This is a genomic window from Bradyrhizobium sp. USDA 336, from assembly GCF_044908355.1.
GTDB classification, from domain to species: Bacteria; Pseudomonadota; Alphaproteobacteria; order Rhizobiales; family Xanthobacteraceae; genus Bradyrhizobium; species Bradyrhizobium yuanmingense.
The window spans coordinates 513276-533366 of the sequence record NZ_JBIYDC010000002.1 but is presented as its reverse complement, the minus strand read 5'-3'; the positions used below and the strand labels follow the sequence as shown (position 1 = coordinate 533366).

Annotated in this window: 22 protein-coding genes and 2 pseudogenes; 15 read left to right on the top strand and 9 right to left on the bottom strand. The window is 65.8% G+C overall.

The window, feature by feature from the left end:
• Positions 1 to 429: a YeeE/YedE family protein gene (locus ABIA45_RS03245; protein WP_271545028.1), complete on the bottom strand. Its 429-nt coding sequence runs from the start codon at positions 427 to 429 to the stop codon at positions 1 to 3.
• 231 nt (positions 430 to 660) lie between these two features.
• Here ABIA45_RS03245 and ccoG point away from each other — a divergent pair.
• Positions 661 to 2096: pseudogene (ccoG, locus tag ABIA45_RS03240) on the top strand (cytochrome c oxidase accessory protein CcoG).
• 153 nt (positions 2097 to 2249) lie between these two features.
• Positions 2250 to 3419, top strand: a complete 1170-nt coding sequence (locus ABIA45_RS03235) for a GNAT family N-acetyltransferase (protein ID WP_404651061.1) — start codon at positions 2250 to 2252, stop codon at positions 3417 to 3419.
• A gap of 6 nt (positions 3420 to 3425) precedes the next feature.
• Here ABIA45_RS03235 and ABIA45_RS03230 read toward each other — a convergent pair whose 3' ends face one another.
• Positions 3426 to 4091, bottom strand: coding sequence for a DsbA family oxidoreductase (locus ABIA45_RS03230; protein WP_036043828.1), 666 nt, complete (start codon positions 4089 to 4091; stop codon positions 3426 to 3428).
• A gap of 171 nt (positions 4092 to 4262) precedes the next feature.
• Between ABIA45_RS03230 and ABIA45_RS03225 the strand changes: the two genes are divergently transcribed.
• Positions 4263 to 5063: a thioesterase family protein gene (locus tag ABIA45_RS03225; RefSeq protein ID WP_404651060.1), complete on the top strand. Its 801-nt coding sequence runs from the start codon at positions 4263 to 4265 to the stop codon at positions 5061 to 5063.
• Here ABIA45_RS03225 and ABIA45_RS03220 read toward each other — a convergent pair.
• Both ABIA45_RS03220 and ABIA45_RS03215 read right to left on the bottom strand, forming a co-directional pair.
• The gene (locus ABIA45_RS03220; RefSeq protein WP_404651059.1) at positions 5051 to 5875 is read right to left on the bottom strand and encodes a helix-turn-helix domain-containing protein; all 825 of its coding nucleotides are present in this window, start codon (positions 5873 to 5875) and stop codon (positions 5051 to 5053) included. The genes ABIA45_RS03225 and ABIA45_RS03220 overlap by 13 nt on opposite strands.
• Positions 5876 to 5915: 40 nt before the next feature.
• On the bottom strand, positions 5916 to 6737 hold the full coding sequence (locus ABIA45_RS03215; protein ID WP_404651058.1) for a helix-turn-helix domain-containing protein: 822 nt from the start codon (positions 6735 to 6737) through the stop codon (positions 5916 to 5918).
• 100 nt (positions 6738 to 6837) lie between these two features.
• Between ABIA45_RS03215 and ABIA45_RS03210 the strand changes: the two genes are divergently transcribed.
• The 3 genes from ABIA45_RS03210 to ABIA45_RS03200 all read left to right on the top strand — a co-directional run bounded on the left by ABIA45_RS03210 (position 6838) and on the right by ABIA45_RS03200 (position 8571).
• Entirely contained in the window at positions 6838 to 7068 is a 231-nt protein-coding gene (locus tag ABIA45_RS03210) for a hypothetical protein (RefSeq protein ID WP_197424487.1), read from the top strand.
• A gap of 34 nt (positions 7069 to 7102) precedes the next feature.
• Positions 7103 to 7501, top strand: a complete 399-nt coding sequence (locus tag ABIA45_RS03205; protein WP_157280781.1) for a hypothetical protein — start codon at positions 7103 to 7105, stop codon at positions 7499 to 7501.
• An 821-nt stretch (positions 7502 to 8322) separates the two neighbouring features.
• Positions 8323 to 8571, top strand: a complete 249-nt coding sequence (locus ABIA45_RS03200) for a hypothetical protein (RefSeq protein ID WP_404651057.1) — start codon at positions 8323 to 8325, stop codon at positions 8569 to 8571.
• A 45-nt stretch (positions 8572 to 8616) separates the two neighbouring features.
• Here the strand turns inward: ABIA45_RS03200 and ABIA45_RS03195 are convergent.
• Positions 8617 to 9181 (bottom strand): annotated as a pseudogene (locus ABIA45_RS03195) (SET domain-containing protein).
• A 162-nt stretch (positions 9182 to 9343) separates the two neighbouring features.
• On the opposite strand from ABIA45_RS03195, the gene ABIA45_RS03190 reads away from it, so the two are divergent.
• Entirely contained in the window at positions 9344 to 9949 is a 606-nt protein-coding gene (locus tag ABIA45_RS03190) for a hypothetical protein (RefSeq protein ID WP_404651056.1), read from the top strand.
• A gap of 10 nt (positions 9950 to 9959) precedes the next feature.
• Here the strand turns inward: ABIA45_RS03190 and ABIA45_RS03185 are convergent, their stop codons facing one another.
• On the bottom strand, positions 9960 to 10691 hold the full coding sequence (locus ABIA45_RS03185) for a TetR/AcrR family transcriptional regulator (RefSeq protein WP_404539803.1): 732 nt from the start codon (positions 10689 to 10691) through the stop codon (positions 9960 to 9962).
• A 106-nt stretch (positions 10692 to 10797) separates the two neighbouring features.
• Between ABIA45_RS03185 and ABIA45_RS03180 the strand changes: the two genes are divergently transcribed.
• From ABIA45_RS03180 to ABIA45_RS03160, 5 genes are all read left to right on the top strand, one after another.
• Positions 10798 to 12195, top strand: a complete 1398-nt coding sequence (locus ABIA45_RS03180) for a carotenoid oxygenase family protein (protein ID WP_338122548.1) — start codon at positions 10798 to 10800, stop codon at positions 12193 to 12195.
• A 56-nt stretch (positions 12196 to 12251) separates the two neighbouring features.
• Positions 12252 to 12470, top strand: coding sequence for a hypothetical protein (locus ABIA45_RS03175; protein ID WP_404651055.1), 219 nt, complete (start codon positions 12252 to 12254; stop codon positions 12468 to 12470).
• Between the two features lie 287 nt (positions 12471 to 12757).
• The gene (locus ABIA45_RS03170) at positions 12758 to 13312 is read left to right on the top strand and encodes an inner membrane-spanning protein YciB (protein ID WP_157280912.1); all 555 of its coding nucleotides are present in this window, start codon (positions 12758 to 12760) and stop codon (positions 13310 to 13312) included.
• A 105-nt stretch (positions 13313 to 13417) separates the two neighbouring features.
• Complete coding sequence (locus ABIA45_RS03165) at positions 13418 to 13714, top strand: hypothetical protein (protein WP_036013050.1); 297 nt, start codon at positions 13418 to 13420, stop codon at positions 13712 to 13714.
• A gap of 17 nt (positions 13715 to 13731) precedes the next feature.
• Positions 13732 to 14652, top strand: a complete 921-nt coding sequence (locus tag ABIA45_RS03160) for an SH3 domain-containing protein (protein ID WP_404651054.1) — start codon at positions 13732 to 13734, stop codon at positions 14650 to 14652.
• Positions 14653 to 14800: 148 nt separating this feature from the next.
• Here ABIA45_RS03160 and ABIA45_RS03155 read toward each other — a convergent pair whose 3' ends face one another.
• Positions 14801 to 16456 (bottom strand): fumarate hydratase, encoded by a 1656-nt coding sequence (locus tag ABIA45_RS03155; RefSeq protein ID WP_404539797.1) that lies wholly within the window; start codon positions 16454 to 16456, stop codon positions 14801 to 14803.
• A 212-nt stretch (positions 16457 to 16668) separates the two neighbouring features.
• Here ABIA45_RS03155 and ABIA45_RS03150 point away from each other — a divergent pair, with 212 nt between their 5' ends.
• From ABIA45_RS03150 to ABIA45_RS03140, 3 genes are all read left to right on the top strand, one after another.
• Positions 16669 to 17142 (top strand): hypothetical protein, encoded by a 474-nt coding sequence (locus ABIA45_RS03150; RefSeq protein ID WP_404539794.1) that lies wholly within the window; start codon positions 16669 to 16671, stop codon positions 17140 to 17142.
• A 308-nt stretch (positions 17143 to 17450) separates the two neighbouring features.
• Positions 17451 to 17624 carry a hypothetical protein gene (locus ABIA45_RS03145; RefSeq protein ID WP_167361693.1) on the top strand — a complete coding sequence of 58 codons (174 nt, stop codon included), beginning with the start codon at positions 17451 to 17453 and terminating at the stop codon, positions 17622 to 17624.
• A 116-nt stretch (positions 17625 to 17740) separates the two neighbouring features.
• Entirely contained in the window at positions 17741 to 18415 is a 675-nt protein-coding gene (locus tag ABIA45_RS03140) for an isoprenylcysteine carboxylmethyltransferase family protein (RefSeq protein ID WP_271545061.1), read from the top strand.
• Positions 18416 to 18437: 22 nt separating this feature from the next.
• Here ABIA45_RS03140 and ABIA45_RS03135 read toward each other — a convergent pair whose 3' ends face one another.
• Together ABIA45_RS03135 and ABIA45_RS03130 are read right to left on the bottom strand one after the other, a co-directional pair.
• Positions 18438 to 19145, bottom strand: coding sequence for a glutathione S-transferase (locus tag ABIA45_RS03135; protein ID WP_057030310.1), 708 nt, complete (start codon positions 19143 to 19145; stop codon positions 18438 to 18440).
• A gap of 204 nt (positions 19146 to 19349) precedes the next feature.
• Entirely contained in the window at positions 19350 to 20030 is a 681-nt protein-coding gene (locus ABIA45_RS03130; RefSeq protein ID WP_404651053.1) for a lectin, read from the bottom strand.
• Between the last annotated feature and the right edge of the window lie 61 nt (positions 20031 to 20091).

The following is a 20091-nucleotide window of genomic DNA, read 5'->3' as shown; positions in this document are numbered from 1 at the left end:
TCAGCTCCAGTGCCGCATCAAGAACACGGTCGCCATGCCGGCGGCCATGAAGGTGATGGTCGCAACCAGGGAGCGCACCGACAGCCGCGACAGGCCGCAAACGCCGTGGCCCGAGGTGCAGCCGCTGCCCCACACCGAACCGAAACCCGTCAGCATTCCGCCGATGATCAGGAGGGCCGGCCCCGCCGCGATCGTCTGCTCCGGCAGACCTCCGGTGACGAGCCGCACCAGCACGGGCGCAGCAGCGAGACCGGCGACGAAGGCGAGGCGCCCGGCGAATTCGCGATCCTCATAGGGCGGAAACAGCCGCGCAGCGATGCCGCTGACGCCGGCGATCCGCCCCGTTGCCCACATCAGCAGAACGGCCGCGAGGCCAATCATCGCACCGCCAACGAGCGACGCGATCGGCATAAAAGACGTCGTGACCATGACCTCTCCCGAGCGAGAGCGCCCTTGCGTTGGGCGCAAATACCATGGCGGCACTATTCCAGCATCTCGGAAATGATGCGCGCATTGAGCCTGGTCAAACCGAGGCGGGACGGCCGAACGATATACTACAGCATCGCGAGCCAAAGTCCGCGCAGTGCTGGAGGTTTTGTACCGCCTCTTCTGCGCCGCCAGGTGGGACTCTCGCCTTCGCAAGACGCGGGGAGCACTGCCATGACCGACGACACCTTCATCGAGGGACCTCTCTACGAGAAACGGAAGAAGGTCTATCCGCAGTCGGTCCATGGCCCTTTCCGCCGCATCAAATGGGCGATCCTGTGCGTCACGCTCGGAACCATTACCTGCTGCCGTTCGTGCGCTGGAATCGCGGACCCGGCCTGCCCGACCAGGCCGTGCTGATCGACTTCCCGCATCGGCGCTTTTACTTTTTCTTCATCGAGCTGTGGCCGCAGGAGGTCTACTACTTCACCGGTCTCCTCATCATCGCGGCGATGATTCTGTTCCTGATGAACGCGGTCGCGGGGCGGCTGTGGTGCGGCTACATGTGTCCGCAGACGGTGTGGACCGACCTGTTCTACGCGGTCGAGCGTTGGGTCGAGGGCGACCGGCGCGAGCGCATGCAGGGCGACAAGCGCTACTGGACGTTCGACCATCTTAGCAAGGTCGCGCTCAAGCACTTCCTCTGGATCATGATCGCCTGGTGGACCGGCGGCGCCTGGGTGCTCTACTTTTCCGACGCGCCGACGCTGGTGAAGGAGCTCGCGGCCTTCCAGGCCCCGTTCATCGCCTATCTCTGGATCGGCATCCTCACCGCCACGACCTATGTCTTTGCCGGTCATGCCCGCGAGCAGATGTGCATCTACATGTGTCCGTGGCCGCGGATCCAGGCGGCGCTGACCGACGAATGGGCGCTCAACGTCACCTATCGGCATGACCGCGGCGAGCCGCGCATGTCGGTGAAGAAGGCGGATGCCGCGCGCGCCCATGGCGATCCCGCCGGCGACTGCGTCGACTGCCATCAGTGCATCAATGTCTGCCCGACCGGCGTCGACATCCGCCACGGCATCCAGCTCGGCTGCATCCAGTGCGGCCTGTGCATCGACGCCTGCGACAACGTCATGCGCGAGATCGGCCGGCCCCAGGGCCTGATCGGCTACGACACCGACATCAACATGCAGCGCCGACGCGAGGGCAAGCCGCCGATCTACCGCATCATCCGTCCGCGCACGCTGATCTATGCGGCGGCCATCGCCATTGTGGGCAGCATCATGCTGTACACTCTCGCCACTCGCGCGACGATGGACGTCAACGTGCTGCACGAGCGCAATCCCCTCTTCGTCCAGCTTTCGGACGGCGGCGCGCGCAACGACTACACCGTGCGTATCCTCAACAAGAGTGCACAGCGATCGTTTGCGCTCGAAGTCTTCGGTCTGCCGGGCGCGACCTTTCGCGTCGCCGGCATCGAGGCGGAACCCGGCGGCAAGCCCATCATCGAGGTCGGGCAGGATCAGACCCGCGAGGTCAGGCTGTCGGTACAGGTCGGGCCCAGCGACCTGCCGAAGACCTCCCGCGACATCGAGATCACCATCACCGATACCGCCAGCGGCGGCCGCGCGAGCACCCGCGATCATTTCGTGCCGGGAGACTAGCCACGATTCCTCGGGGTCACCCCGGCCGGATGCTGAATGGAATGTTAACACTACCGCTCGAATTGCGGCGGCGTGCCAACGGTATTTTCCAATCTTTGCGCTAAGCATGGCCGGTGGCACGGGCCCAGCTCGTGTGAACGGGGACGACGGGACGTGGTCGACATCGCGCATCAGGCTGCGATCAATCCGGCATCGGCAAGGGATGCCGCGATGGCGCGCGCGCCTGTCCCGCTCGCCGCCGTCGACACCGGCCAATGGCGCGCGCTGGCGCAGCGGGCGATCGAGCCGAACGGATATTACCTGCCCGCCTGGGAGCTCGCCGTCAGCGCAACTGCGCGCGGTCGCACGGATGCCTCGGCACTGTCCGCATTTGACGGCACTTCGGCCCGGCTGATCGGCCTGATGCCGGTGGTCTCACTCTGGCGCGCCGTGAAGATCCCCCTGCCCGCCCTGGTGAGCGCGCATCCCTATGGCACGCTGTGCAGCCCGCTGCTCGACCGCGACGCTCCGCTCGAAGCCGCTGCGCATCTGCTGCAGCAGGCGCGCAAGGCCGGCGCGCATGCGCTCGTGCTGAGCGACGTCGCGCTCGACGGCGCAGCGATAGCATCACTCAAGCAGGTGCTGAAGCGCGACGGTCTAGAGCCGAGAATCCTCAGCTCCTATATCCGCGCCAGCCTCGATGCGACGCAGGATGGAGACGCACTGTTGCGCGAGGCGCTCGGCGCCAAGAAGCTGAAGGAGCTGCGGCGCCAGCGCCACCGTCTCGAGGAGCACGGCTCCGTCGTGTTCGAGATCGCGCGCAGCTCCGACCAGATCGGACGTGCGCTCGAAACCTTCCTGCAGCTCGAAGCCAGCGGCTGGAAGGGCAAGCGCGGCACCGCGCTGGTTCAGCACGCGGGCGACGCAACTTTCATCCGCCGCGCAGTTCCCGCGCTGGCGGAGACCGCGCAGTGCGAGATCGTCACCCTTCGCGCCGGCGCGACGCCGATTGCCGCCGGCATCGTGCTGCGCCACCAGGACCGCGCCTTCTTCTTCAAGCTTGGGATCGACGAGCGCTTTGCAAAATATTCGCCGGGCGTGCAGCTCACGCTGGACCTCACCCGCCATCTCTGCGCCGACCCCGCCGTCGCCAGCGCGGACTCGACGGCGAATGCCGATCACCCCATGATCAACCCGATCTGGCGCGGCCGCCTCGCGATCGGCGATGTGCTGATCCCGCTGCGGCGGCACGATCCGGTCGTGGGGCTCATTCACGGCGCGCTGGTCGGCCTCAACGCCGCGCACGAGGCCGCGCGCGGCGTGGTTCGCCGGCTCCGCAAATGAGCGAGGCTACTCCGCCGCCTGCGCGTTGATCTCCTCGGAGACCTGGCGGATGGCGCGGGCGAGCAGGTTCGGATCCTGCGCGCCGGAGACGGCGTACTTCTGCGCAAAGACATAGGTCGGCACGCCGGAGATGCCCTTGTCGGCGGCTTCCTGCGCATCTGCCGAGACGCGCGCGACGTCCTCGTCGGTGGCGAGGCGCTTGCGCACGTCGTCGGCGTCGAGGCCGATGTCGGCGGCCGCCTGCACCAGCACGTTCACATCGGTGAGATCGCCGCCGTCGCGGAAGTACAACTCCATCAGGCGCTGCTTCATCTCGGGGGCCTTGCCGATCGCTTCCGCCCAGAGGATCAGGCGGTGGCAGTCGGTCGTGTTGGGCTGGCGCGCGACGAGCTCCGGCTTGTAGACGAGGCCCTCCTCGCTCGCGGCCGCGACGACGCGTCCCGCAATGCCCTTATAGGCTTCGACCGAGCCGAACTTCTGGGTGAGATAGGCCTCGCGGCTGATGCCCTCGCGCGGCACCCAGGGATTGAGGAAGAAGGGACGGAAATTGAGCTTGACCGGAACGTCAGGCACCAGCGCCAGCGCGCTCTCGATGCGATGCTTGCCGATATAGCACCAGGGGCAGACCACATCTGAGACGACGTCGATCTGGAGCGGTTTCAGCGTGCTCATGTCAGGCGCCTCCTTCGGGCACTTCGAGGGTCCGCCCGAACATAGGCCGAACCGGGGGCGGCGCAAGGCACCCGTCCTGCATGGCTCACGACTTCACCTCTGCGGTTATTGTGACCGGTTCTCCCCGCCCCGATACTTACGGCCACGATCAAGCCCAAAGGGGAGACCGCGATGAGCGCCATTTTCAAGCCGGACGGCGATCTGTTCCGGGCCACCGAGCATGCCGGCGGGCCGTGGTCGCCGGACATGCTGCAGGGAAGCGCCACCACCGCGCTGATGACCCGCGAGGTCGAGCGCCTCGCCGCCACATCCGGCTTTGCGGTGCGCCGCCTGACCTTCGATCTGTGGCGGCCGGCGGGCCTGCGCCTGTTCAGGCCGGTCAGCGAGCTGCTGCGCGACGGTCGCAAGGCCAAGACCCTGCAGGTGCGGCTGATGGACGGCGAGACCGAGATCGGCCGCTGCACGGCGCTGCTGACGGCGCCGAGCGGCGAGTCGCCCATCGATCCCTTCGCGAGGCCCTTGGCCCCCGACAGTGGTCCCGAGGCCGGCAGCCCGCCGCCCGCCTTCGCCCAGAAATGGAGCCGCTATTTCCAGAACGTGTCGGTGCGCCTCATCGAGGGCGCGCTGGAGAAGCCGGGCCCGGCGGCGGCCTGGATGCGGCTCGATGCGCCGCTGGTCGAGGGCGAGCCGAACACGCCGCTGCTCCAGGCGGTGCAGGCCGCGGACTTCTCCAGCGGCGTCGCGCAGATCGTCGACATGCGCCAATGGACCTTCATCAACCCGGAAATCAGCCTCTATTTCTTCCGTCCGCCCGAGGGCGAATGGATCCTGATCCGCGCCTCGACGCGCGTCGGCGCCCATGGCGCGGGCCTCACCACGGCGACACTGAGTGACCGCAACGGGCCGTTCGCGGAGGTGATGCAGGCCATGAGCTTCGAGCGGCGCGAAGCCGTGCAGGCTCAGGCGTCCTGATCTGCAAGCGCGACCAAGGCGCCTTCCGAGGCGGCATCAACAGGCATGAACATCTCGACGCGAAGCTCCTGCAGCGTCACGTCCTGGGGGGTGCCGAGCGTCAGCACCGCACCGATCAGACCAACGCCGATGTCGCCCTTGCGCAGGCGCACCTCGCACAGCGGCCCCGGGGCGGCATTGTCCTCGGTCGCCGGCGCAGGCAGCTGCGGCAGCCGCATCAATTCGCGCCAGGTCGATTGCAGGGCCTCGTCTAGCGGCGCGGCCATTGCCTCATGCCGCGCCCGCGTCAGCAGCGCGGCCGCAACAATCGGCCAGTTCTCGACGAACGGCTTGAGCTCGTCGGGAGCGAGGAACATGCGCATGTGGTTGAGCGGCCGCTGCATGCGTGCAGGACCAAGCAGCATGGTCATCAGGCGCGAGGCGGCGCGATTGGCCTGCATCACGTTCCAGCGCCAGTCGGTGACGATCGCCGGGAACGGCTCGTGACGGAGAAGCAGAAGATCGATGGCACGCCGCGCCTCGGCAAGCTCCGGCGCCGATAGATCGCGCTCGCCATATTGCCGTGCGAAGCCGCCGGCCTCGAGCAGCGCATTGCGATCGCGCAACGACAGATCGAGCGCGGAGGCGAGCTGCAGCAGGATGTCCCGGCTTGCCGCCGCCTTTCCGGTCTCGACATAGCTCAGATGCTTGACCGAAATGCCGGCCTCGAACGCAAGCTCCGCCTGGCTCAAGGCACGACGGGTGCGCCAGCCGCGCAGGAGATCACCGACGGGATTGGCCGGCCGCAATCGCCGGAACGCGCGTGTGTCCATCCGCCGATTATGCGAGCGCTGCTCCGTCCTGTAAACGGCGCTAGCGCAGCCCGGCCGCCATCTGCTTCAGCCGTTCGGCGGTGCGCTCGTCCGCCGGAAAGAACGTCTCCAGCGCCAGCTCCGACAGGGTGATGTCAACAGGCGTGCCGAACACCATGGTGGTGGAGAAGAAGCTGAGGATCTCCCCGCCATGCCGCAGCTTGAAGGGGATCGCCACGTTGTCGGCTGGCAGCGGCGCCGAGCGCGCCGGAATTGGATAGCTCTTCAGATCATTGTAGAGCTTGATCAGCTCAGGGTCCGCTGTCGCCTCGCACTGCCGGTGCAGCCGTTCCAGAAGATGCCCGCACCATTCGGCGAGATTGACCGTGCGCGGTGCCAACGCCTCGGGATGGAAGGCCAGCCTGAGCACGTTGACGGGCTGGCCAAGCAGATGCTGCGGGATGCCATCGAGCAGCGGCGCCACCATGCGATTGGCAGAGACCAGGTTCCAGTGCCGGTCCACCGCGAGCGCGGGATTGGGCTCATGCGCTTTCAAGACGAGGTCGATCGCCTGACGGGCTGACTTCAAGGCGGGATCCTCCAGCGGGCGCTGCGGAAAGGCCGGCGCGAAACCGGCTGCGACCAGCAGCACGTTGCGTTCGCGCAAGGGCACGTCGAGCCGCTCGGCGAGCCTGAGCACCATGTCGCGCGAGGGCGCGGCGCGACCGGTCTCGACGAAGCTCAAATGCCGCGCCGAGATCTCGGCTTCGCCGGCGAGATCGAGCTGGCTCATGCGGCGGCGCTGCCGCCATTCGCGCAAATGGTCGCCGATATGGACCGGCTGGCTGCGTTCGGTGCGTGCGGTGGAAGCATGTGCGTTCATGGTCAAAAGCTAGCACGTGGATTTAGGCGCTTCCATTACCACCGAGGTAATCGAATTGGGGGACGAGCACGCGCATCTTGGGTCGCAACAGGAGATGACCATGATCGCGTTGCTGCTCTACCGGACCGTCGCAGACCACGTCTTGCCCTGGGCCATGGCGTTCGCAACGCGGATGCTGGCGCGGAGCCTCAACATGCCGGAGCCGCTTCTGCATTCGACCGGCGACTATGTCCTCGCGCAGGTCATCGCCTTCGAGCACGGCGTCGGCAGGAGCCTCTGCCCGTTCCGGCTCGCCCGTCTGCTCCGCGCCTGGTGGCGTGGTCGGCGCTAAAGTTCCACCCCAGCCCAACCAAGGAGACCTTGAGATGATCGATGCATCCACCTTTCTGCGCCGCGCCCTGTTCGCCGACGCCATCTTCAGCGGCGTCGCCGCACTCGGCTTCACCTTCGGCGCGACCGCGTTCGCAGCGCTGTTCAACCTGCCCGAAGCGCTGCTGCGCGAGACCGGCCTGTTCCTGATTGCCTACACCGCCCTGGTGGGCTGGCTCGCCTCGCGGGCCACGGTCGCGAAATCGCTCGTGCTGCTGGTCGTGATCGGCAATGCCGCCTGGACCGTCGGCAGCATCGCGCTGCTGCTCTCGGGCATGGTGTCGCCGAACCTCGCCGGCCAGCTCATGGTGGTCGCGCAAGCCATCGCCACCGGCGTGTTCGCCGAGCTGCAGTATGTGGGCTTGAAGAAGAGCGGGCGCGCCGTGGCGGCGTGATCCTAGCGTGCCAGCTCCGCGGCGCAAACCGGGGAACGCGAAAGCTTCGTCATATCGGATCGTACCCGGATGCATGCATGACCTCGCGTTCTCGCGGCGGATTTCGCCCGAGCTTTGCTTCGTTGCTTGCGCCCTTCGGTTGCCGGAGGGCGCAGGGAAGGCCGGGCGCCGGCGGCACCCGAGTCCGTGTACAAGGAAATGCACACGGGGTGGACTACAGGTGATGCCGGTCGCCCGGCCTTCCCTGCGCGGATGGTTTTAACGGTGTCCTTCGTGCTCTCCTCGGGGAGCGATGCACTATTGCCCCCGTCGCCTTGCGGCTTCTGATGCGCGCACCCGGTCGGGCCACCGCATCACCGCAAGGCTTGACGCACAGACCCCGGGCGTCAGGACCACACGACTTCTCCGTCCGCGGACGATTTGGCCTCAGCGCCCGGGGCTTAGTGTGCGCACCCCAGACCATCGACCAACCGCTGTGACCGCGCCGTGTCGTATGCGCATCGCCTGAGACTCACGGTTGCCCGCCCTGTCCTCAAGCAAATCGCGCCGGCGCTACCGCGTCCACCGCACCCCGGCCCGCATCTCGTGACGATCGCGAAGCGCCCCTCCGGCAGGGCCGGGTTGGCGGACGTATGCCACAAATCCGAAATTCGGAAAAGCGATATATTTTCGCGCGCCGAGATTGACAGATTTTGGGTGTTTTGCCCGACGCCTCGCCGGTAGGCAGCGAGTACGGCGAGCGGCGCGGAAAAGCGATAGGTTTCGCAAGGGCTCAATTCATCCGACGGGGCCAGAGGCGCTCGCGCAGCGAGCCTCGAAGTATGAACGACATGCAAGCGGGCCGCCCCCCTTCGAGGGCCGCCGAAGAGGCGGGCCGCCTCAGGGTGACGGTCAGACATCTGAACGCGCTGTATCAACAGCGTCATTGCGAGCGCAGCGAAGCGATCCAGAGTCTTTCCGCGGTGGGATTCTGGATTGCTTCCGCCTTCGCCAAGGCTTCGGCGGACAAGTCGCTTTCGCTCGCAATGACGGTGCGTGGAGACTCCGCTGCATTTCAGCCGGCAGCCTGAGGATCAATCAGGGGACTCGTGAAAGCCGGCGGCCGCCGCGCGAGGCTACGCCTTGGCGCGGCCGACCTTGCCGGGGAAGTGCTTGCCGTTCAGCTTCTTCTTTTTCGCAGCGGTGGTTTTCGCGGCCGCCTTCTGCGCCTTGCGCTCGGCCCGCGCCTTCACCTTGGCGGCTTCCGCCCGCGCCTCGGCACGCAGCTTCTTGCGCTTCTTCTCGCAGGAATCGCACTTGCAGCCGATCGGCTTCAGATAGGCTTTGAAATAGTCGGTGCCGTAATCGTAGTTGATCTCGTCGCCCGGGCTCGATGTTCCTGATGGCGCGGATGAACACCTTGCGCTCACGCGGGCGGACGTCGGATTCCGCGTTGGGCCGGCAGGAGTGGTTGATGTAGCGCGCGAGGTTCTTGCGCACCGATCCGTCGATGGTCCAGCGCCCGTTGAGCTCGAACAGATATTTGTTCTCGATCTCGTCGTGCTCTGGAATCCGCGAGTCCAGGATCGGTCCGAAGTAGCGGATGATCCGGGTCCCCTTCTTGATCGGCTTGGTGGCGAAGAGGCCGAGCCCGGTCTTGGAGCGGCCGACGCGATAAGGTTTGTTCGAGGTGGCTGGCATGATCGAGAAAATGAGAACGCGAACGAGGCAGGAGGAGCCCAAGCGAAGCCGCTCTTGTAGAACGATTCCGCGCTGCTGTCAGGTATATCCCACCAGGGTTTGAACCTTGCCCACAATCAAGACGTCTGATGGTACGAAGTTCCCACTGCATCGAAGCCGCATATGAACCGCGTTACCAGCATCGGCATGGTTGCCCTGATGACCTGCATCGGCCTGAATTGCGCTGAGGCCCAATCCCTGGGCAGCAGCTACACCTCGACGGCTCCAAAGGATTGCCGGCAAATCGGCAAGCCCAGCGCGCTCGACGGCAGCAGCACGCGGATTTGTCCAGGCAAGGACGGCCTGATCGTGCTGATCGCCGAGGACGACCTTCGCGAGATCGTCTCGGTCGGGCGCAGGCGCAAGGCAGCAGCCGAGGAACCCGCGGCAAAAGTCTGGTTCGGGCCGTTCAATTCATCGGAAACGACCATCGAATGGCGCGCAGCCGGCGCAAAGCCGTTTGCGATCATCCAGCGCTGGCACATCGCCGACAATTCCGATCCCGACAAGCAGGGGCGGCCGAACACCAAGGCCATGCTGGTCGTGACCCGGCTGCCGCCGGGCCCGGTCTGCCACGTCGCCTATGTCGACGCCGCCGCCAACCCGAACGCCAACGAGCTCGCGCGCAAGGCCGCGGACGATCTTGCCCGCGGCTTCGCTTGCGCCAAGGACGAGGTCAAGATCATCGGCACGCCCGGCCGCGCCGTCGAGCTCGCGATCAGGCGCTAGCCTTCGTGGTTCAACAGCCGGGTAGCTTCGGCGTCACTGGCACCGTCAGCATCGTCTCGAGCAGCCGCTCCGCCGTCGTCCCCTCCGGGAGCCGCGCGAGAATGTCCTTCAGCCGTCCGTCAAGCAGCAGCATGGTGAAGCCGTGCACCAGCGACCAGGCCCGCGCGATTGCCGCACCCTGGTTCAGCGTCAGCGCATCGCCGCTGATCTGCTCCTGCCGCATCATGCCGATGGCATTGGCAAGGCCGGCGAAAGACGCCTCGGCCGCCTCGTGCAGCGACGGCCTCGAATAGTCCAGCCGCTCGGTGCGGAACATGATGCCGTACATGCCGGGATGGGCCTGTGCATAGGCGATGTAGGCTTTCGGCCGCGCCAGCGCGGCTTCGAGCGGCGTGGTGGCGGCATCGCACGAAGCGGCCATGACCACGTTGAACTGGCGGAAGCCGACGGCCGCGAGCTCGCTGAGCAGGCCCGTCAGGTCGCCGAAATGATGGGTGGGGGCGGCGTGCGAGACGCCGGCCTCGCGCGCCACTGCACGCAATGTCAGGCCGGCAAGCCCGTCGCGCTCCAGCACCCGTTCGGCGGCCTGGAGCAGCGCTTCGCGGAGCGCGCCGTGATGATACGGCGTCTCGGTCTTGGCGCTTCTGGCGCGCCGCGCGGTGCGCGATGCCGCGGTCGAGGTGGTTTTTCTTAGGGTACGCGGGCTGCGCGCCGCGTCGCCCTTGGTGTCTGTCTTGGCCATTTGCAAGCTATATGACGCAATATTGACAGTGTAAAGATTTCACTTGACGAAAGCTGCGATCGGGTCTATCCAATCTTTACGATGTAAAGATACGGGAGGATTCGCCGTGCAGCACGACGCCATGGCCGAGCGCAGCAACAACATCGCGCCGATCCCGTTCGAGGCCGACGCGCCCTTCCTGAAGATCGTCGGCGAATTGCCGCGCGAGCTGAACGGCACGCTCTATCGCAACGGCCCCAATCCGCAGTTCGATTCGCCCGGCGCGCACTGGTTCGTCGGCGACGGGATGCTGCACGCCTTCCATCTCGAGAACGGGCGCGCCAGCTACCGCAACCGGTGGGTCCGCACGCCGAAATGGCTCGCCGAGCACGACGCCGGCCGCGCGCTGTTCGGCGGCTTCGGCCGCAAGCTGCCGGATGCGCCGGCAAACCTGACCGATGGCGGCGTCGCCAACACCAACATCATCTTCCACGCCGGCAAGCTGCTGGCGCTGGAAGAAGCGCATCTGCCGACGGAGATCGAGCCGGGCACGCTGGCAACGCGCGGCTATCACAACTACCAGGGCCGCGTCGCCGGCAGCTTCACCGCGCATCCCAAGATCGATCCCGTCACCGGCGAGCTGGTGTTCTTCGGCTACAACGCGGCGGGCCCGCTGACGCCTGCCCTCTCCTACGGATCGATCGACGCAACAGGAAAGGCGACGCGCTTCGAGCGGTTCGAGGCGCCCTATGCCAGCATGGTGCACGACTTCATCGTCACCGCGAACCACGTGCTGTTTCCGATCCTGCCGATCACCGGCAGCATGGAGCGCGCGATGAGCGGAAAGCCGCCCTATGCCTGGGAGCCGGACAAGGGCGCCTATGTCGGGGTGATGAAGCGCAGCGGCACGGCCAAGGACATCGTCTGGTTTCGTGCCGAAGCCTGCTACGTCTTCCATGTCATGAATGCGTGGGAGGACGAGAGCCGCATCGTCGCCGACGTCATGCAGTTCGAGGAAGCGCCGCTGTTTCCGCATCCGGATGGCCGCCCCACCGATCCCGAGAAATCGCGCGCCCGCCATTGCCGCTGGACCTTCGATCTCGCAGGCAATACCGACCGCTTCCAGCAGACGTATCTCGACGACCTCACCGGGGAATTCCCGCGCATCGACGATCGCCGCGCCGGCCTGAAGAGTCGTCACGGCTGGTACGCCTGCGCCAATCCGAAGCTGCCGATGTTCGGCGCGCTGTCGGGCATCGTCCATGTCGACGGCAACGGCAGGCGGCTCGGCCAATACCTGCTGCCGGCCGGCGACACCATCTCCGAGCCTGTTTTCGTCGAGCGATCCAGGGATGCCGCCGAAGGCGACGGCTGGCTGCTCGCGGTGGTCTGGCGCGCGCGGGAAAACCGCAGCGACCTCGCCGTATTCAATGCCACCGATATCGAGGCCGGCCCCGCGGCCTTGGTGCAGCTCGGCCACCGCGTTCCCGACGGCTTCCATGGCAATTGGGTCGGCGCGGCGTAGCCCTCGCCAATGGGGACGCGAGGAGATCGCGACCCCGGAATCCACGTGGATATTGCGTGGTCAAAGAAAGCCCGATGCACATGCTCTCGATCACCGCGTATTCCACCGCTGTCATCGCCCCGGCCGGCGCCGTACTTGCATGCTTCGCGATACGGCTGCGCCGGCGCAGCCTCACGTTCTTCGAAGGCGGCGTCCTGCTCGCTGCCGGCCTTCTACTCGCGGCCGCACTCCCGATGGTGTCGCGCCTGCCCTGGACGGGTTGGTCGACGAGATGACCAGCCAGCTCGTTGCAGCACTTCATTTTCTGGAGGTCGTTTACGTCGTCTTGACATTGTAAGAGACGGGTGGTCCGGCGCGGCTCCGTGTCTCGCGTATCGCGCCCTGCTTGTTGCGGTTCCGAATCCCGCGCTGCTGGTCCCGGCCGGGCATTCTGGTCGGGGGGCTGCCATGCGCCATCTCGTACCAGCACGGTTGTCTTCACAAAGTGATATGCCGGGCATCGCCGGATCAAGTAGGGTGCGCCCGTCTGCGCCCTGCCCACGACCGCGAAACAGGAATGACGATGAAGGACGTATTCGCCCGCCTCGCCTCCGACCTCCTCTCCGTTATCATCTTCCTGGCCGTCTATCTCCTCACAGACAACGTGATCCTCGCAACGGCGGTGGCGATTGCTGGCGCGATCGTGCAAGTGGTCTATGCGCGCCTCAAGGGACAGCCGCTCCACTACATGACCTATGCGAGTCTCGCTCTGGTCATCGTGCTCGGCGGTATCACGCTGCTGACCAATGATCCGCGCTTCATGCTGGCAAAACCCTCGATCGCACATTTCGCGATCGGCGCGATCATGCTCAAACGCGGCTGGATGCTGCGCTACATGCCGCCCGTCATCGTCGAGACCGTCCCGGAATATGTCACCATCGCGGGCTATGCTTGGGCGGCGCTGATGTTCGTGATCGGCGCCGGCATGATGGCAGTCGCCGCCACCGGCGATCTGAAGCTCTGGGCGTTCTATCTTATGGTGGTCGCAGGCGGCGCCAAGATCCTGGCTTTTGCCGTGCAGTACTTCGTTCTGCGGCTGATCGTAACCAACCGCCGACGTGCCGCTGCCCGCGCCTAAATGCCCTACCGGAGCGTTAGGCAGGAGCTGCGAGTTGGGCTATAGGCTCGGCCAGGGACGGCCGCGGATCGTCGCGGACCGCCGCAATCTGTTCGGGAGACGGGAATGGCCGTAGACGGCAACTGGAATCTGACCATGACGACGCCGATGGGCGAGCGCCAGGCGACGCTGAGCCTGAAGGCTGCGGGCGGCACGCTCACGGGCACGCAGGGCGCGGAAGGCAATACCACCGAGATCTTCGACGGCACCGTCTCCGGCGACAACGTCTCCTGGAAGGTCTCGATCGACAAGCCGATGCCGCTCACGCTCGAATTCACCGGCACGGTTTCCGGTGACAGCATCAGTGGCGAGATGGGCATCGGCCCGATGGGCAGCTTCCCGTTCACGGGCGCGCGGGCGTAAAGCCACGCGCTGCACCGATGCGTGCGCTCCTCCTCATCGCGGCGGCAGTCCTGTCTGCCGTAGCACAGGCCGCGCGCGCAGGTGACAGCGAACCGGCGTGGCGCGCGAGCGCGCTCGCTCTGGTGCCGGCAGGCTATGTTGCCGGCACCGCTTATCGAACCGAGGGGTCGACCGGCTATCTCGCGGTCTATCCCGCGACATCGAACGATCCGAAGACACCGGCAAGCGCCTTTGCGGCGCGCCAGGCTCTGGTCGTCACGCTGACTGCAGATGCGACGCGGGCGACGTCAGCCGAGCTGCAGCCGCGCACCGGGCCGGCCCCTGATAACGACGACAATGATTTCGCCAGGCTGCACGCTGAGCTCGCCGCCAAGCGCGCAACGCTGCCTGCTGGCACCGAGCCCTGCGATCTCGGCGCCTGGTCCATCGACAAGGATTCCAGCGGCCTCAACGTGCGTGCCGAACCCTCGGTGAAAGCGCGCGTGCTTGGCACCTTGCCGCCGCCTTACCGGCTGAGGCTCGGCGGCGCCGAAAACACGCCCGAGGGCGGCTGGCTCACCGAATTCCGCATCATCGGCTTCAAGGACGGCTGGTTCCTGATCGAAGGCGCGAGGCCGCCCGGCAAGGACTATGAGGACGAGAAGCGATATCCGCGCAACGCGCCGAGGCCCTATGCCGGCCGCGGCTGGGTCGCCTCGAACAAGGTCGGCGCGAACTATGCCAATGGCGCCACGCGCATGGGCGGGCTGTTCCAGGCGCCCTTCACCGATGCCAAATGGATGCCGGCACAGCGCGAGCTCGGCGGTGCGCTCGACACCGACGGCGGCCCGAAGCGCATCTTCGCCTGCAGTGGGCTCTGGGGTCTGGTCGAGAGCCACGACGGCGTCCGCGGCTGGTGGCGCGCGCTGTGCTCCAACCAGGTCACGAATTGCAGCTAGCGAAATAGGCGAGCAAGCGCCGCGCTCGTGTCCCGGACGCGGCGCAGCACGAAGTGATGCGACGCAGAGCCGGGACCCAGGCTCCACGATGGACCCCGGATCAGCAGCGCAGCATTTCATGCTGCGCAGCATCCGGGGGAACGCCGCCTCAGCCCAAATTCAACTCCTTGAAGAAGTCGTTGCCCTTGTCGTCGATGATGATGAACGCGGGGAAATCCACGACCTCGATGCGCCAGATCGCTTCCATGCCGAGCTCGGGATATTCGAGCACCTCGACCTTCTTGATGCAGTGCTCGGCGAGGTTCGCAGCGGCGCCGCCGATCGAGCCGAGATAGAAGCCGCCGTATTTCTTGCAGGCCTCGCGCACGGCTGGCGCGCGGTTGCCCTTGGCCACCATCACCATCGAACCGCCGGCGGCCTGGAACTGGTCGACGAAGGAATCCATACGGCCCGCGGTGGTCGGACCGAACGCGCCGGAGGCGTAGCCCTCGGGCGTCTTGGCGGGGCCGGCATAATAGACCGGGTGGTTCTTGAAATAATCCGGCAGCGGCTCGCCCTTCTCCAGACGCTCGCGCAACTTGGCATGGGCGCTGTCGCGCGCGACGATCATGGTGCCGGTCATCGAGACCCGCGTCTTGATCGGATATTTCGAGAAGGTCGCCAGGATGTCCTTCATCGGCTGGTTGAGGTCGATCTTGACGACCTCACCGCCGAGCGACTCTTCGACCTGCGGCAAATATTGCGCGGGATTGTGCTCGAGCTCCTCGAGATAGACGCCGTCCCTGGTGATCTTGCCGAGCACCTGGCGGTCGGCCGAGCAGGACACGCCAAGCCCGATCGGCAGCGAGGCGCCGTGGCGCGGCATGCGGATCACGCGCACATCGTGGCAGAAATACTTGCCGCCGAACTGCGCCCCGACGCCGAGCGACTGCGTCATCTTGTGGATTTCCTTCTCCATCTCGACGTCGCGGAAGGCGTTGCCGTCGGGCGAGCCGTGCGTCGGCAGCGCATCGAGATAGCGCGCCGAAGCGAGCTTCACCGTCTTCATGCACAGCTCGGCCGAGGTACCGCCGATCACGATGGCGAGGTGATAGGGCGGGCACGCCGCGGTCCCGAGGGTGAGGATCTTTTCCTTCAGGAACGCGAGCAGCCGGTCCTTGGTCAGCACCGAAGGCGTGGCCTGGAACAGGAAGCTCTTGTTGGCGGAGCCACCGCCTTTCGCCATGAACATGAACTTGTAGGCGTCATCGCCCTCGGCGTAGATCTCGCACTGCGCCGGCATGTTGTTGGCGGTGTTCTTCTCCTCGTACATCGAGAGCGGCGCGACCTGCGAGTAGCGCAGATTGCGGCGCAGGTAGGCGTCACGCGCGCCTTCGGACAGCGCCGCCTCGTCGTCACCGTCGGTGATGACGTTGCAGCCCTTCTTGCCCATGATGATCGCGGTGCCGGTGTCCTGGCACATCGGCAGCACGCCGCCGGCCGCGATGTTGGCGTTCTTGAGGAAGTCCAGCGCGACGAACTTGTCGTTGGGGCTGGCCTCGCCGTCCTCCAGGATCGCGCGGAGCTGCTTCAGATGGCCGGGGCGCAGATAATGGTTGATGTCGCCAAAGGCTGCCTCCGACAGCGCCCGCAGCGCCTCGCGCGACACCACCAGCATGTCCTTGCCGAGCACCTTCTCGACCCTGACGCCCTCGGACGAAATCTTCTTGTAGGGCGTCTCGTCCTTGCCCAGCGGGAACAGCGGGGTGTGCTTGTAGGGCGGAACGGGCTTGGACTGGTCGGGGAAGGCGGTGGGAGCGTTCATGGGGCAAATCTCGGGGTTTTGCGGCCCTGGCGGGCCTCTCAGCATAGAAGCGTTCTAAGCGCATTCCAGCCAGAAAAGAAAGGGAGCGGTGCGCATGGGAGGGGTAGGTTCGGCACGGGAAGGCATTGGCACAGCTCGTGGAAATGCCTCTGACCACCCTTGCGATTCGCGTCCGCCGACGCTTGAATGCGTGCCCTAAGGGACTTTTCATCATGACATTGAAACTGAACGTCCGCGGCGCGATCCTGGTCGCCGCCGCCATCACCGGCCTTGTGGCCCTCACTTCGGCTGCCCGCGCCGATCGCTGCGACGACAGCGCCAAGGAGCTGGCGAGCCAGGTCGATCGCCTCAAGGTGAATTTCCGCGCCGCCAACGTCGTCTATCTCACGCACCCGGCGGCCAAGGAGCTGTCCGTGGGTTGCCGCGGCGACAAATACTCCATCGAGCTCTACGCCAAGGGCGATCGCAAGCCGAAGCCGGAATTCTACGCGCTGGTCGGCTCGATGGCGGCGATCGTCTTCACCGTGACCAAGGACGACACCACGACGGGCGCGACGCGCTGCCTGAAGCGGATGGGCCTGCTCCGCGGCGACAAGGTCACCATGCGCTACCGCCGACTCAACATGGAATGCACCCGCACCAAGACGGAAGCGTCGATCGCGATCACGCGCGGCAAGGACGAATAGGGGCGCAGTTGGGCCGCCACGCGGTCGCCACGCACTCCGTCGTTGCGAGCGCAGCGACTTGTCCGCCGAAGCCTTGGCGAAGGCGGAAGCAATCCAGAACTGTATCCGCGGAAGCAGTCTGGATTGCTTCGTCGCAAGCGCTCCTCGCAATGACGGGGAGAGGCCTCGTCGTCTCGGTTTGCACCACGCGGATGCCAGCGTGCACAGCCTTCACCGCGCCAATTCCCTCACATTTTAACGATTGGCTTGAAGGAAATTTCGCTCCTCGCAGGGCAGGCTTGATTGTTTCCATGTGTGAGGATTTGCGGATGAAGGTTTCTACCGTTGCGCCCCCGCCGATCGCGATCGTGGTTCCGAACTACGACACGACCAAGCCGCAGGACGATCAGACCAAGGTCAAGGACGAGAATCCGACCTTCAAGCCGCAGCCGCCGGCGCCGCTGCCGCCGGGTCAGGGCACGCGGATCGACCAGCTCGCCTGATCAGGCGTCCCGAGACCGAAGCGCCCGATCCGGTCGATCGGGCTTTTGGCGTGTCCGGCCGCATCTTTGCCGGATAGCTGCACGAGGATCATGCGCCGTTCACTCGGGACCTGCGCATGTTCGCACGGCTGCTATTGCGGAACACGGTGTTCGTCGTCGGCATGGGCGCGCTGCTGTTCGCGTGCGCCGGGACGCTGCATTGGCCGTCGGCCTGGGCCTTCCTCGCAACCTCCGTCCTGCTCGGCCCACTCTGCGGCTGGTGGCTCTACCGGACCGATCCGGCGCTGCTCGCCGAACGCCTGCGGCCGGTGCTGCAAAAGGATCAGCCCGCCGCCGACAAGATGTTCATGGCGCTGTTCATCGTCGCCATCCTGGCCTGGCTTGCCGTGATGGGGCTCGACCGGCGCGTTCGATCCTCAGACATGCCGACGGCGTTGCAGGTGCTCGGCCTCGGGCTATTCCTGGCCTCGACACTGTTCACCATGTGGGTGTTCCGCGAGAACTCGTTCGCCGCGCCCGTGGTGAAGCTGCAAGCCGAGCGCGCGCAGCACGTGATCTCGACCGGTCCCTACGCCTATGTCCGCCACCCCATGTACAGCGGCATGACCCTGTTCTTCACCGGCGTGCCGCTGCTGCTGGGATCGTGGTGGGGACTTGCGATGATGCCGCTCCTCCTCGCCTTGCTCGCGGTCCGCATCCCGATCGAGGAGCGCACGCTGCGCGAGGGCCTGCCCGGCTATGCCGATTATACGGCGCGGGTGCGCTATCGCCTCATCCCCGGCGTCTGGTGAACGCGCCAACTGCACGAAGCCGCTATCGATCCAGCTCGCGATAGCGGCGGAAGATGCCCTGCTCGTTGAAGGGAATGCGGCGCTCGCTTGCGAGATAGGCTTTGATGTTGGGCCGCGCGGCGATGCGCTCGTGCAGGCCGACGAGGCCCGGGACATCCTTCTCGAACGCCTTCATGCGCTTGGGGAAAGCATAACGCAGCCCATCGACGAGCTGGAACAGCGAGAGGTCGACATAGGTCAGGCGCCGGCCCGTCACGTAAATGCCGCCGCTCCCGGCGAGAAGCCGCTCGAAATAGCCGAGATATTTCGGCACGCGCTCGTCCCAGAAGTCGGCCGTGCGCTTCTTCGCTGGCGCCTTCTGATCCTCATAATAGAGCGAGGGCCCGAGCGGATGATGGGTGTCGTGGATCTCGACGACGAAGTCGGTGATCGTGAGCTGAAGCTGGTGCACCCAAAGCCTGCCGGCTTCCGTCTTCGGCGCAAGCCCATGGCGGGAGCCGAGATAGAGCAGGATGTTGGCGGTCTGGCCGATGACGAGCTTGCCCGCTTTCAGGAACGGCGGCGCAAAGGGCGGCGTGCCCTTCTGCGCATCCATCATCTTCATCATCGCGGCCGATCCGCGCGGACCGCGCGCGACATCGACGTAAGCGGCACCCGCCTCCTCCAGCGCCAGCCGCACATATTCGCCGCGGCCCTGGATCTCGGGCCAGTAGTAGAGCTCGTATTTCATGGGAGAGGTCCGTGAGCGTGGAGGCGATCGGACCAATGTAGCACGTGGCTGAAGGTTCCGTCAGCGTGAGGCAACGGCCGCGCAACCTGCCCGTCATTGCGAGCGCAGCGAAGCAATCCAGACTGCCTCTGCGGAAAGACTCTGGATTGCTTCGTCGCAAGAGCTCCTCGCAATGACGGCTGGAAAGAACTTAGCGCCCCAAACTCAATTCGTCGCGAAGCAGTACAGCAGACCGTCGCCGCCGGTGGTCTTCAGATCGGCCTGCGAGCAGCCGCCGTCGGGCCCGCGCGAGGGGTGAGAGCTGTTCCAGGATTTCGAGGGCTCATCGTCGCGCAGACCCCGGCGATCGAAATGGCCGACCATCGCGGCGCCTTGCGTGCTCGACGTCCAGTTCTTGCAGGTGCGATCGTCCGGCCCTGCGAACGCGGTGCCGTCCGGTTGCGATCCCGTGAGGATGTCGTGCCGGTTCGGCTGGTCGCCGGCACCATTGATGACCTCGCCCTTCTCGCTGAGCGCGGTCTGCTTGGTGAGATTGTTCGTCGCGCCGTGCAGCTCGGCGACGTCCTTGGCGATCACCGTGCCCTTGGCGTTCTGCCACGGCCCCTTGCCGATGCGATCCTTGGCGTTGATGGCCGGCTTGCCGTCGGCGGCCTGCGTCGACAGATAGGCGCGCCAAGTCTTTGTGCCGGCGCCGGCGGCTTGTGCAAGCTTCTGGCATTGCGCGTCGGCTCCTTCGAGACCGCCGAGATCGGCGCCCTTGCCGGGGCCGTTGGAGGTCACGAAGAAGGTCATGTCGGCCGACTGCGCCAGCGCCGATGGGGAAGCAAGCAAGACCATGGCCAGCGCTACACCGGAAATCGTCATGGATCTCTCGATACGGATCATCCTGTCCTCCCAACGTTGTTTTTGTTCGCCGCCTGACTTCAACCCGAGGCGCCCCCCGCTT